Annotated in this window: 9 protein-coding genes; all 9 read right to left on the reverse strand. The window is 66.3% G+C overall.

Annotated elements, in window-relative coordinates; genetic code table 11:
* Window positions 1-15: 15 nt before the first annotated feature.
* The 9 genes from JYK02_RS35765 to rplA all read right to left on the reverse strand — a co-directional run bounded on the left by JYK02_RS35765 (window position 16) and on the right by rplA (window position 13,561).
* Window positions 16-699 carry a hypothetical protein gene (locus JYK02_RS35765; RefSeq protein WP_207057451.1) on the reverse strand — a complete coding sequence of 228 codons (684 nt, stop codon included), beginning with the start codon at window positions 697-699 and terminating at the stop codon, window positions 16-18.
* A gap of 162 nt (window positions 700-861) precedes the next feature.
* The gene (locus JYK02_RS35770) at window positions 862-1,623 is read right to left on the reverse strand and encodes a transglycosylase SLT domain-containing protein (protein WP_207057452.1); all 762 of its coding nucleotides are present in this window, start codon (window positions 1,621-1,623) and stop codon (window positions 862-864) included.
* Complete coding sequence (locus tag JYK02_RS35775) at window positions 1,620-1,970, reverse strand: phasin family protein (protein ID WP_120526755.1); 351 nt, start codon at window positions 1,968-1,970, stop codon at window positions 1,620-1,622. The genes JYK02_RS35770 and JYK02_RS35775 overlap by 4 nt, the downstream gene beginning before the upstream one ends.
* A gap of 102 nt (window positions 1,971-2,072) precedes the next feature.
* Window positions 2,073-2,534, reverse strand: coding sequence for a hypothetical protein (locus JYK02_RS35780; protein ID WP_207057453.1), 462 nt, complete (start codon window positions 2,532-2,534; stop codon window positions 2,073-2,075).
* A 176-nt stretch (window positions 2,535-2,710) separates the two neighbouring features.
* Complete coding sequence (rpoC, locus tag JYK02_RS35785) at window positions 2,711-6,922, reverse strand: DNA-directed RNA polymerase subunit beta' (protein WP_207057454.1); 4,212 nt, start codon at window positions 6,920-6,922, stop codon at window positions 2,711-2,713.
* Between the two features lie 132 nt (window positions 6,923-7,054).
* Window positions 7,055-11,281, reverse strand: a complete 4,227-nt coding sequence (gene rpoB / locus JYK02_RS35790) for a DNA-directed RNA polymerase subunit beta (protein ID WP_207057455.1) — start codon at window positions 11,279-11,281, stop codon at window positions 7,055-7,057.
* A 181-nt stretch (window positions 11,282-11,462) separates the two neighbouring features.
* Window positions 11,463-11,840, reverse strand: a complete 378-nt coding sequence (gene rplL, locus JYK02_RS35795; RefSeq protein ID WP_207057456.1) for a 50S ribosomal protein L7/L12 — start codon at window positions 11,838-11,840, stop codon at window positions 11,463-11,465.
* Window positions 11,841-11,932: 92 nt separating this feature from the next.
* On the reverse strand, window positions 11,933-12,451 hold the full coding sequence (gene rplJ / locus JYK02_RS35800) for a 50S ribosomal protein L10 (RefSeq protein ID WP_207057457.1): 519 nt from the start codon (window positions 12,449-12,451) through the stop codon (window positions 11,933-11,935).
* Between the two features lie 396 nt (window positions 12,452-12,847).
* The gene (gene rplA / locus JYK02_RS35805) at window positions 12,848-13,561 is read right to left on the reverse strand and encodes a 50S ribosomal protein L1 (protein ID WP_207057458.1); all 714 of its coding nucleotides are present in this window, start codon (window positions 13,559-13,561) and stop codon (window positions 12,848-12,850) included.
* Window positions 13,562-13,569: the final 8 nt, after the last annotated feature.

A 13,569-nucleotide genomic window follows, 5' to 3' on the forward strand; every position in this document is an offset into this window, starting at 1 on the left:
CCCTTCCCGCGCACCCTAGCGGGTGGTGAGGGTGAACTCCTCGGTCGCGTCCTGCGCGTCCGCAGCCGTCTTCTGGAAGCGGATGAGGGGCGTGTCAATCATCACGTTGCCGCCGCCCTCGTTGCCCTCGCCGATGATCACCTTGAAGACGTTCTGCGGGGACGTGCTGCGACGGCTGCCCGTCATCTGCTTGCGCGCAATCAGCGTCACCGCGTTCGCGCCGGGGCGCAACTGGCTGGTGATATCCACCACCACCTGGTCCTCGTTGTTGCGCAAACGACGCAGCCAGCGCGAGTTCACGTACACGTCGATGTCGAAGTCCGTCATGCCCGGCGTCGTCTGCTCCGTCACCAGCCAGTAGCGCTGGGTGATGCGTCCCGTCACGGACGTGGGTGCGGCGGGAGCGGCCGGCGCGGGGGCCTGCGCGACGACCCCCGCGTCCGGAGCCGCGGCGACCGGAGGCGCAGGCGTGGAAGGCGGCGCGGGCGTGGGCGTCACGGTCGTCACGCGGGCCGCGTACCCCGGCGCGTCGATGTGGACGTTGCCCTCCGCGTCGATGCGGACGGTGGCTTTCTCGAAGCGCGTGTTCGTCACCCCGTCGATCTTCACGCCGTTCAGGAAGACCGAACCGGCGAGGGCCAGCATGGGGACGAGCGAAGCCGCGACAGTGAGGGCAATGCGGGCGGACGGGCGGGGCATGGGGGCATTCCTCCTGGGAATCCTCAACAGTCCCGGGAGCTTGCGAACGACTTAGCGCACCCGGGGGAGCGGAACAAGGCGGGGACGGCTCCGCTTGGAGCGCTCCGGCGCCCCGAACATTCACCCGGGCGCCCGTCTTCCAGTCGGACCGCCGGGGCCGCTTCAGGGCGCCGCGGTCGGCGTCTCGTCGGGCGTCGGCGGGGGCGGCTCGCGCTGCGCCAGCGCCCAGTCCCCGCCCAGGCCGTGGCCCTCGCGGAAGCGGCGGAAGTCGCGCCGCACGGCCCGGGGGTAGCGGCGGAACTTCTCCAGCTCTCCGGCCTTCATGGCGTCCCGGATGCGCGTGGGGCCCGCGTTGTAGGCCATCAGCGCCAGGTCCAGGTCGCCGCCGAAGCGGCCCTGCAGGTTGCGCAGGTAGCGGATGCCCAGGCGCACGCAGACGGCAGGGTCCGCCACCACCTCCTCGCGCGACAGCTTCAGGCCCTCCTTCTCCGCCAGGAAGTGCAGCGTGCTGGGCTTGATCTGCATCAGGCCCCGGGCGCCCTTCTCGGAGACGGACTCCTCCTCGAAGTCGGACTCCACGTCGATGAGGGCCAGCACCAGCAGCGGGTCATACCCCGTGCGGCGCGACTCCTCGTCGATGGCCTGCCCCAGCCGCCGGCGCAGCGTGAGCCCCAGGTCCGGGGCCCGCTTGGCCAGCACGGCGTCGATGAGCGCCGCCTCCTCGGAGACGGCCTCCTGCGCCACCACCTCGGGGACCACGGACTGGGGGGCGGACTCCTCCAGGAGGGGCACCACCCGCGCGGACACCACGAGCGCTACACCCGCGAGCAGCGGGAGCCGGGAGCACCCGCTGCTCAGGGCATGCAGCCCCGCGAAGAACCGCGTTCCCAGCGACCTGCCGCCCGAGGCGGCGGGGCCACTCACTTACGGTGCTCCAGGGCCTGGATGCGTTCGTTCAGACGCTCCAGGCGGGCACCGAAGGCCTGCAACTCCTCGCGGCGCGGCAGCTTCAGGAGGGTCAGGGCCGTGCGGACCCGCTCCTCCACGTTGTGCTCCAGGTCCTTGCGGTGCCCCGTCAGCCGCTCCGCGAACTCACGGGCCTGACGCTTCACCTCGTCCTGGCTCCAGCCCGCGACGGACGCCACGCGCTGCACGGCGCGGGAAGCCTCCTCCTCCGCCGTGTTCACCGCCAGGAGCGCCTGGCTCCAGATCCGCTCGAACGCCTCCGCCACGGAGGGCTTCTCTCGGGGGGCCTCGGTGTTGTTGTCCATGAAGTCGCTCCGGGAGTGCCCGGGCCCTTCCCTTGGAAGGAACCCAGGGCATTCAAAGGGGTCTGCGACCTAAGCACACCCCGTGGGTGATGAAAACGCTGCTCAGGCGCGCGGAGAAGACGCCGCGCCGCCCGAATTCTTGGTCGAAGGGTGCGAGCGCCGGGTGGGCTTCAGGAGCACATCCAGCTTCTTCGACAGGCGGCCCAGCTCCTGGGTGATCTGCTGCACCTGGGACTGGCTGGCAACTCCCACCGCCTCCACGACCTTCGCCTGGAGCCCATCCAGCCGCTTGCGCAGCTCCACGCCCGCCTCGTCCACCTTCTTCGTCAGCTCCTGGACGCGGGGGTCGGCGCGCAGCTCACCGGCCTGCACCTTCGTCCACAGGGCCTGGACCTCCTTCGCCGCCTCCTGGCTGCGCGTCTCCAGCGCACGGAAGGCCTTGTTCGCCTCCCCTTCCAGGCCCTGGAACCGCTTCTGCGCTTCGGAGAACCGCCCCTTCAGGAAGGCCTCCACGTTCTGCGTCACGCCCGTCTTCTCCGCTGCCTTCGCACTCGTCGTCGCCATGTCGTGCTCCCCCCCGGCTGTTCCGGGTTTCATAACGTGATGCGTCAACCTAACGCACCGCACCATGGTGTCAAGCGAACAGGGACAGACTGTGCAAAACGAGAAAGCCGCCGCCCCGGCATGACACCAGGACGGCGGCTGACTCACGAAGCGTCAGGGACGCTTCTCAGGAAGGACTAGGCGACGTCGGTGGACCGGGTGTCCGGCCGCGACGGCGGAGGGGCCAGCGGGCCGGTGTCGCCGTGGGTGGCGGCCAGGGCGGCCTCCATCTCGTTGACCTCGTCCGTGGGGCTCTCCACCTCGATGTCGAGGTGCTTGTAGTTCGGCAGGCCCGTGCCGGCGGGGATGAGCCGGCCCATGATGACGTTCTCCTTGAGGCCGCGCAGGTAGTCCACCTTGCCGTTGATGGCGGCCTCGGTGAGCACCTTCGTGGTCTCCTGGAACGACGCCGAGGAGATGAACGACTCGGTGGAGAGCGACGCCTTGGTGATGCCGAGCAGCAGGGGCTCGCCCACGGCCGGGCGCTTCCCTTCGGACATGACCTTCTCGTTCTCCTCCTCGAACACCCACTTCTCGACCTGCTCGTCGACCAGGAAGTTGGTGTCGCCCACGTCGGTGACGCGCACCCGGCGCAGCATCTGCCGGACGATCGTCTCGATGTGCTTGTCGTTGATCTTCACGCCCTGCAGTCGGTAGACCTCCTGCACTTCGTCCACCAGGTAGCGCGCGAGTTCCTTCTCGCCCAGCACCTTGAGGATGTCGTGCGGGTTGGCCGCGCCGTCCATCATCGCCTCGCCGGCCTTCACGCGATCGCCGGAGTGGACGTTGATGCTCTTGCCCTTGGAGATCAGGTACTCCTTGGCCAGGTCCGCGCGCTGCTCGCCGCTCACCTCGGGGGTGATGATGAGCTTGCGCTTGCCCTTGGTGTCCTTGCCGAAGGACACCACGCCGTCGATCTCCGCGATCGCCGCCGCGTCCTTGGGCTTGCGCGCCTCGAAGAGCTCGGCCACGCGGGGCAGACCGCCCGTGATGTCCTTGGTCTTCGTGGTCTCACGCGGCACCTTGGCGATGACCTCACCCGCGGAGATCTCATCCTGGTCGTTGACCGTGATGATCGCGCCCTGCGGCAGGAAGTAGCTCGCCTGGTTGCGGGAGGACGGCAGGTCCTTCACGTTGCCGGCCGCGTCGCGGATGGTGACGCGCGGACGCGCCTCCGGGTCCTTGGACTCGATGACCGTCTTGCGCGACAGGCCCGTGACCTCGTCGAGCGTCTCGGACATCGTCACGCCTTCGATGATGTCCTCGTAGCGCACGACACCGCCCACTTCCGTGAGCAGCGGGATGGCGAACGGGTCCCACTCGGCCACCAGCACGCCCGGCTCCAGCTTCTGGCCTTCCTTCACCAGGATGCGGGCGCCGTAGATGATCTGGTAGCGCTCACGCTCGCGGCCCGACTCGTCGACGATGACGATCTCGCCGTTGCGGTTCATGGCCACCAGCGTGCCGTCCGCCTTCTGCACCGTGTTCAGGCCCGCGAACTTCACGGAACCCGCGTAGCGGTTCTCCAGGCTGGACTGCTCCGCGCGACGGGTCGCCGCGCCACCGATGTGGAAGGTGCGCATCGTGAGCTGCGTACCCGGCTCACCGATGGACTGCGCCGCGATGACGCCGACGGCCTCGCCCACGGACACCTTGCGGCCACGCGCCAGGTCACGGCCGTAGCACTCCACGCAGATGCCGCGCTTGGCCTGGCACGTGAGCACCGAGCGGATCTTCACCTTGTCCAGACCGCTGTTCTCGATGCGGCGGACGCGCTCCTCGTCGATCTCCTCGTTGGCGCGCACCAGCACCTCGCCCGTCACCGGGTCGAGGATGTCGTCCAGGGCCACGCGGCCCAGGATGCGCTCACCCAGCGGCTCGATGATTTCGCCGCCCTCGACCAGGGCGCCGATGAACAGACCGTCCATGGTGCCGCAGTCGTACTCGTTGATGATGGCGTCCTGCGCCACGTCCACGAGACGGCGGGTGAGGTAACCGGAGTTGGCCGTCTTGAGCGCCGTGTCCGCCAGGCCCTTACGGGCGCCGTGCGTGGAGATGAAGTACTGGAGCACGGAGAGGCCTTCACGGAAGTTGGCCGTGATGGGCGTCTCGATGATTTCGCCGGAGGGCTTCGCCATCAGGCCGCGCATACCCGCCAGCTGGCGGATCTGCTGGGCGCTGCCGCGGGCGCCGGAGTCGGCCATGATGTAGATGGGGTTGAACGAGGGCTGCTTGCGCGTCACGCGCTTGCCGTCCACGTCCCCGGAAGCCTCGTCCTGGGAGATCTGCTGCATCATCTCCTGGGCGACCTTCTCGGTGATCTCCGCCCAGATATCGATAACCTTGTTGTAGCGCTCACCGTCGGTGATGAGGCCTTCCAGGTACTGGTTCTCGATCTCCGCCACTTCCTTGCGCGCGTAGTCCAGGAACTCCTGCTTCTTCGCAGGGATGATCATGTCCTTGAGCGCGATGGAGATACCGGCGCGGGTCGCGTGGAAGTAGCCCGCGCTGCGGACGCGGTCCGCCAGCAGCACCGTCTCCTTCTCGCCCGTGAGGCGGTAGCAGAGGTCGATGAGGTTACCGAGCGACTTCTTGTCGAGCACCTTGTTGATGGCGTCGAAGCCCACGCGGCGCGGAACGACTTCCCACAGCAGCACGCGGCCGACCGTGGTCTCCTTGCGCTTGCCGTCGATGCGGCACACCACCTTGGCCTGCAGGTGGACCTCACCGTGGTCGTACGCGGCGCGCACCTCGTCCGGCGACGCGAACACGCGGCCTTCGCCGTTGGCGAACTCGCGGGCGCGCGTCATGTAGTAGATGCCGAGCACCATGTCCTGCGTCGGGACGATGATGGGCTTGCCGTTCGCGGGGCTGAGGATGTTGTTCGTCGACATCATCAGCACGCGCGCTTCCATCTGGGCCTCGATGGAGAGCGGCACGTGCACGGCCATCTGGTCGCCGTCGAAGTCCGCGTTGAACGCGGCGCACACCAGCGGGTGCAGCTGGATGGCCTTGCCCTCGATGAGGACGGGCTCGAAGGCCTGCATGCCCAGACGGTGCAGCGTGGGGGCGCGGTTGAGGAGCACCGGGTGCTCGCGGATCACGTCCTCGAGGATGTCCCAGACCTCCGGACGCTCCTTCTCCACCATCTTCTTCGCGGACTTGATGGTGGTGACGTAGCCCTTCTCTTCAAGCTTGTTGTAGATGAACGGCTTGAAGAGCTCGAGCGCCATGATCTTCGGCAGGCCGCACTGGTGCAGGCGCAGCTCGGGGCCCACGACGATGACGGAGCGGCCCGAGTAGTCCACGCGCTTGCCGAGCAGGTTCTGACGGAACCGGCCCTGCTTGCCCTTGAGCATGTCGGACAGCGACTTCAGCGGCCGCTTGTTCGGGCCGGTGATGGTCTTTCCGCGGCGGCCGTTGTCGAACAGCGCGTCCACGGCCTCCTGGAGCATCCGCTTCTCGTTGCGGATGATGATGTCCGGCGCGTTCAGCTCCTGCAGCCGCTTGAGGCGGTTGTTGCGGTTGATGACGCGGCGGTACAGGTCGTTGAGGTCGGAGGTCGCGAAGCGGCCGCCGTCCAGGGGCACCAGCGGACGCAGGTCGGGCGGGATGACGGGGATGACGTCCAGCATCATCCACTCCGGCTTGTTGCCGGAGACGCGGAACGCCTCGGCCACCTTCAGGCGCTTGGCGTACTTCTTCCGCTTCGCCTCGCTGGTGGTCTCGCGCATGTCCTTGCGCAGTTCCTCGGACAGCTTCTCCACGTCCAGGGACTTGAGCATCTCGCGGACGGCCTCGCCGCCCATGCCCGCGCTGAACGAGTCCTCACCGTGCTCCTGGAAGAGCCGGTGCATCTTCTCCTCGGAGATCAGCTCGCCCTTCTGGAGCGGCGTCGCCTTGGGGTCGATGACCATGTAGCTCTCGCAGTACAGCACCTTCTCCATCTCCTTGAGGGTGATGTCGAGCAGGTTGCCGATGCGGCTGGGCAGCGACTTGAGGAACCAGATGTGGGCCACGGGCGTGGCCAGCGTGATGTGTCCCAGGCGCTCACGGCGCACCTTGGACTGGATGACCTCCACGCCGCACTTCTCGCACACGACGCCACGGTGCTTCATGCGCTTGTACTTGCCGCAGTTGCACTCGTAGTCCTTCACCGGCCCGAAGATGCGGGCGCAGAACAGGCCGTCCCGCTCCGGCTTGAACGTGCGGTAGTTGATCGTCTCGGGCTTCTTCACCTCACCGTGCGACCACTGGCGGATCTTGTCGGGCGACGCCAGCGCGATGCGGATGGCGTTGAACGACAGCGGGTCCTTCGGCTTCTCGAAGAAGTTGAAAATGTCCTTCACGTTGCCTCCGAAAACTTATGAGCGCTCAAGGCGCCAAACGTTTCGGGCCCCCGCCCTGCGCCCGGCCAGCCGCCCCCTCCACGAGGAAGCAGCCAGCCGGTCAGGCGGGCGCACCGGCTTCTTTGAAAAGGCCTAGGCCTCGGTCCCCGACTTCCGGTCCTCGCCGTCGCCGCCACCCAGGAAGTCACCGCCGAAGCTGCGCTGCCGCTCCGGGGGCGCGCTCTCCAGCAGCTCCACGTCCAGGGCCAGCGACTGGAGTTCCTTGAGGAGCACGTTGAACGACTCGGGCAGGCCGCTCTCCAGGACGTTGTCGCCCTTGACGATCGCCTCGTACATGCGCGTGCGGCCCACGACGTCGTCCGACTTGACCGTGAGGAACTCCTGCAGCGTGTACGCCGCGCCGTAGGCCTCCATCGCCCAGACTTCCATCTCACCCAGACGCTGACCGCCGAACTGGGCCTTGCCGCCCAGGGGCTGCTGCGTGACCAGCGAGTAGGGCCCGATGGAACGGGCGTGGATCTTCTCGTCCACCAGGTGGTGCAGCTTGAGCATGTACATCACGCCCACGGTGACGTTCTGGTCGAACGGCTCACCCGTGCGGCCGTCGAAGAGCACCATCTGGCCGGAGCGAGGCAGGCGGCCCTCGTCGAAGAGGGCGTGCAGCTCCGTCTCGCGAGCGCCGTCGAACACCGGCGTCGCCACGTGGATGCCCTTCTTCAGGCGGCGGCAGAGGTCCTGGACCTCCTGGTCGGACAGGCCGTCCACGAAGTCGCCGAAGGCCTTGTCGTCGTAGACGGTCTTCAGCTGCTTCTTGAGCTGCTCGCCGCTGAAGTTCTCCTCGATGTAGCGCTGCAGCTGCTCGCCCACGCCCTTCGCGGCCCAGCCCAGGTGGACCTCGAGGATCTGCCCGATGTTCATGCGGGAGGGCACGCCGAGCGGGTTGAGGACGATGTCCACCGGACGGCCATCCTCCAGGTACGGCATGTCCTCCTCGGGGAGGACGCGGGACACGACGCCCTTGTTGCCGTGGCGGCCGGCCATCTTGTCGCCCACCGCCAGCTTGCGCTTGATGGCGACGTACACCTTCACCATCTTGATGACGCCCGGGGGGAGCTCGTCGCCCTTCTTGATGCGGGCGATCTTCTCGCCGAAGGCCAGCTTCACGGCCTCCTTCGTCTCCTCCAGGTTGCGCAGGATGTCGCGCAGGCGCGCGTCCAGCGGGTCACCGACGGAGATCTCGCCCCAGTACTTGTACGGCACCGTGGCCAGCAGCTCGTCGTTGAGGATGTCCCCCTTCTTCAGGAGGATCTTCCCCTTGTCGTCCACGAGCTTGCCCTGGACCTCCTTGCCGCGGACCAGCCCGCGGAGGCGGCTGTACGCGGAGTCCTGGAGGACCTTGATCTCGTCGTTCTGGTCCTTGAGGAGCTTCGCCTCCTCCATGGACTCGATCTGCTTGGCGCGCTCGTCCTTCTCCACGCCCTTGCGGCTGAACACCTTGGCGTTGATGACGGTGCCCACGACGCCCGGGGGCACGCGCAGGGAGCTGTCGCGCACGTCGCCGGCCTTCTCACCGAAGATGGCGCGCAGCAGCTTCTCTTCGGGAGACAGCTGGGTCTCGCCCTTCGGCGTGATCTTGCCCACCAGCACGTCACCGGGCTTCACCTCGGCGCCGATGCGGATGATGCCGCTCTCGTCCAGGTCCTTGAGGGCTTCCTCACCCACGTTCGGGATGTCGCGGGTGATCTCCTCCTTGCCCAGCTTGGTGTCGCGCGCGATGCACTCGAACTCCTCGATGTGGATGGACGTGAAGACGTCCTCCTTGAGGATGCGCTCGCTGAGCAGGATGGAGTCTTCGAAGTTGTAGCCCTGCCACGGCATGAACGCGACGACCACGTTCTGCCCCAGCGCCAGCTCACCGGTCTCGGTGGCCGGACCGTCCGCGATCACGTCGCCCTTCTTCACCCGGTCACCCTTGCGGATGATGGGTTTCTGGTTGAGGCACGTGTTCTGGTTGGAGCGCTGGTACTTGAGCAGGTTGTAGATGTCGACCTCGCTCGACACGTCGCTCAGGGCCGCGTTGGAGTCCGCCTTCACCACGATGCGGCTGGCGTCCACCGACTCCACGATGCCGTCACGACGGGCCACGCACGTCACGCCCGAGTCGCGCGCGACGATGGCCTCGATGCCCGTGCCCACGAGCGGGGCCGCGGTGCGCAGCAGCGGCACCGCCTGACGCTGCATGTTGGAGCCCATGAGCGCGCGGTTCGCGTCGTCGTTCTCCAGGAACGGGATGAGGGAGGCGGCCACCGACACCAGCTGGTTCGGGGACACGTCCATCAGGTCCACGTCCTCGGCCTTGACCTGGACGAACTCGCCGCTGCGGCGGCTCTGCACCAGCGCGTTGACGAACTTGCCCTTCTTGTCCGTCTCCGCGTTGGCCTGGGCGATGGTGTGCTTCTCCTCCTCGAGCGCCGAGTAGAAGGCCACGTCACCCGTCACGCTGCCCGCGTCCACCTTGCGGTACGGCGTCTCCACGAAGCCGAACTCGTTGACGCGCGCGTAGGTCGACAGCGACGCGATGAGGCCGATGTTCGGGCCTTCCGGCGTCTCGATGGGGCAGATGCGGCCGTAGTGCGTCGGGTGCACGTCGCGGACTTCGAAGCCCGCGCGCTCACGCGTGAGGCCGCCAGGCCCGAGCGCGGACAGACGACGCTTGTGCGTGACCTCGGAGAGCGGGTTCGTCTGGTCCATGAACTGCGACAGCTGGCTGGAGCCGAAGAACTCCTTGATCACCGCCGTCACCGGCTTGGCGTTGATCAGGTCGTGCGGCATGAGCGTCTCGATCTCCTGGAGGCTCATGCGCTCCTTGATCGCGCGCTCCATGCGGACGAGGCCGATGCGGTACTGGTTCTCCAGCAGCTCGCCCACCGCGCGGACGCGGCGGTTGCCCAGGTGGTCGATGTCGTCGATCGTGCCCTTGCCGTTCTTCAGGTCGATCAGGTAGCGGATGACCTCCAGGATGTCGCGCTTGGTCAGGATCTGACCGTCGAGAGGCTCCTCGAGGCTGAACTTGAAGTTCAGCTTGAGGCGGCCGACCTTGGACAGGTCGTAGCGCTCCGGGTTGAAGAACAGGTTGCTGAACAGGTTCGTCGCGGTCTCCGGCGTCGGGGGATCACCCGGGCGCAGGCGCCGGTAGATCTCCATGATGGCCTGCTCGGGCGACTCGATCTTGTCCAGCATCAACGTCTCACGCAGGTACGGACCCACGTTGAGGTTGTCGATGAAGAGGACCTTGAACTCCTTGATGTCGCGCTTGAGGAGCTCGTCCACCTTCTCCTGGGAGACCTCCTCGTTGCACTCGAGGATGACCTCACCGGTGTTCTCGTCCACCACGTCGTAGGCGGACACCTTGGTGAAGAGCTCGTCCGCGTCGATGGGCAGCTTGGTCATCTTCGCCGCTTCGAGCTTCTTGATGGCGGCGCGCGTGAACTTGCGGTTCTTCTTGACGATCAGCTCACCGGACTTGGTCTTGATGTCGCGCGTGGCGCGCTGACCCGGCAGGAGCTCCAGCTCGACGGACTTCTCGAAGTCCGCGGCGCTCTGCAGGTAGATGGTCTCGGTGGCGTAGTAGTAGTTGAGGATCTCCTCGGTGGAGCCCTTGAAGTCGAGCGGGTTCTTCTTCGCCGTGTCACCGACGGCGCCCAGGGCGCGGATGAGCACGGTGGCCGGCAGCTTGCGGCGCCGGTCGATGCGCACGTACAGCAGGTCCTTGTGGTCGAACTCGAAGTCGATCCACGAGCCGCGGTACGGGATGATGCGGGCGTTGTAGAGCAGCTTGCCCGACGAGTGGCTCTTGCCCTTGTCGTGGTCAAAGAACGCACCCGGGCTGCGGTGCAGCTGGCTCACCACGACGCGCTCGGTGCCGTTGATGATGAACGTACCGTTCTGGGTCATCAGCGGGATTTCGCCGAAGTAGACCTCCTGCTCCTTCACGTCGCGGATGGACTGGGCGCCGGTCTCCTCGTCCTTGTCCCAGACGACCAGGCGCACGACGACCTTGATGGGCGCCGAGTAGGTCATTCCACGCTGGTGGCACTCATCGACGTCGTACTTCGGCTTCTCCAGGTGATAGCTCACAAACTCCAGCGAGGAGGTCTCGTTGAAGTCCCGGATCGGGAAGACGGACTTGAAGACACCCTGAAGGCCAAGGTCCTCACGCTTCTCCGGGGCGATGTCGGCCTGGAGGAACTTCTCGTAGGATTGCTTCTGGATGTTGATGAGATTGGGAATGTCGATGATCTTCGCGATTTTCGCGAAGGTCTTCCGCACGCGGAAATTGTTCTGGATCTGCGTCGGCATTCGGTCTCCGGGGACGGCTGCTCGGGCGGGGCAAACTTCAGTAACGCGCGGCGGCGCCGGGAAATTTGGCAAATGTCAAATGGGCAAAGCCGGTGCCCCAGCAAAGGGAGCACCGGCCTGCTCATCCGATCAGCAGGCTGCCCGGGATTTCCCGGAAGAACAGGGCAGCCCCTGGACAGAACTACTTGATCTCGACGGTGGCGCCAGCCGCGGTGAGCTGGTCCTTGATCTTCTTGGCGTCGTCCTTGTTGACGCCTTCCTTGACCGTCTTGGGCGCACCCTCGACCAGGTCCTTGGCCTCCTTCAGGCCCAGGCCGGTGATGGCGCGGATCTCCTTGATGACGTTGATCTTGTTGGCGCCGGCGTTCGCCAGCACCACGTTGAACTCCGTCTTCTCCTCGACAGGAGCGGCGGCGGCAGCGCCACCACCACCGCCCGCGGCAACGGCCACGGCGGCGGCGGAAACGCCCCACTTGGTCTCCAGCATCTTCACGAGCTCGCCCGCCTCGAGGACGGTGAGCTTCGAGAGTTCTTCAGCAATCGCGTTCAAATCGGCCATGGAACTGTTCCTTCTGGTTGACTAACGGCCGGCGACCCATTTGGGCGGCTCGGCCGAAGAGGTTGCGGTAGAAAAACTTCTCGGAACGATTACTACCCCTGCGACTTGTCCGCGTGCGCCTGGATGACGCGCGCGAGGCTCGACGCGGGAGCGGCGATGGTCCGGACCAGCTTGCCTGCAGGCTGGTTGAGCATGCCGAGCAACTGGCCGCGCAGCTCGTTCAGGCCCGGCAGCTTCGCCAGCGCCTTCACGCCGTTGGCGTCGACCTTGTTACCGGCGACGACGGCGCTACGGACCTTGATGGTCTCCATGTCCTTGATGAAATCCATCAGGATCTTCGCAGGAGCCACCTCGTCGTCGTAGCTGATGCACAGCGCCACGGGACCGGTGAAGTCATCCGAAATCACGGAGACGGTCGTGCCCTGAGCGGCACGGCGCGCCAGCGTGTTCTTGATGACCTTGTACTCGACCTTGCCCTCGCGGAACTTGCGACGGAGCTTGGTGACGGTCTCGACGTTCACCTTGGAGGACTCCACGAGCACCGCGGTCTTGGTCCGCGCAAACTTCTCGTGAAGGTCCTTGATCATCTCTTCCTTCTCGCTCTTCAGCACCTTGACTCACCTCCTTCATGGCCCGACCTGACGGTCGGGCGTGATGCCTGGGCCAAAGTGGCAGAGCGAGAGAGGAGCCTCCGAGAGGCACCACACCGCACCTCCAGTCTCGGCAGGGCTGACCTTGCGGTCGTTTGAACCAGGAGTGGATGGACGGCCCGACCGGTTGCCCGGTTCCCAACGGACGCGTCTTCTCCCTTCCAGGTCCCTGCTGTCATGAACCAGGTCGGAACGCCGCGTCTCTCGACATGGCGCCCCAATTGCAAAAGCCGGGGGCCTATACCCCCGGCTTTCGCAAAGATCCAGCACTTTCTATCGGACCGATGTTCTCCGGGCGACGGGACAGCGCTCCCCGTCAGGGAGCGCACCCTTCCCTGCCCGTCCTGACACCCGCGACTAGCGGTGACGCGCCAGGATTTCCGTGGTGTCGAGCTTGATGCCCGGCCCCATGGTCGTCGAGATGGCGATGCCCTTCAGGTACACGCCCTTGGCGGTGGCCGGCTTGAGCTTCATCACCAAGTCCACCAGCGCGTTGAAGTTCGCCTCGAGCTTGTCCGCGGCGAAGGAGGCCTTGCCCATCTTCGCGTGGACGATACCGGCCTTCTCGGCGCGGAAATCCACCTTACCGCCCTTGGCGTCGCGGATGGCCTTGGCGACGTCCATGGTCACCGTGCCGACCTTCGGGTTCGGCATGAGGCCACGGGGACCGAGCACCTTACCGAGGCGGCCGACCACGCCCATCATGTCCGGCGTCGCGATGACGGTGTCGAAGTCGAGGAAGCCGCCCTCGATGCGCGCGCGCAGGTCATCATCACCCACGATGTCGGCGCCGGCGTTGGTGGCCTCGGTGGCGCGCTCACCCTTGGCGAACACGGCCACGCGCACGGTGGCGCCGGTGCCGTGCGGGAGCACCACGGCGCCACGGACCATCTGGTCCGCGTGCTTCGGGTCCACGCCCAGGTTGATGGCGACGTCGACCGTCTGGTCGTACTTCGTCGCGCGGGTCTCGACAGTCTTCTTCAGCAGCGCGAAGCCCTCGGCGACGGCGTAGCGCTTGTTGCGGTCCACCAGCTCGTTGGACGCGCGGAACTTCTTTCCATTGGTAGCCATGGCAGGAA

The organism is Corallococcus macrosporus (assembly GCF_017302985.1).
Lineage (GTDB): Bacteria > Myxococcota > Myxococcia > Myxococcales > Myxococcaceae > Corallococcus > Corallococcus macrosporus_A.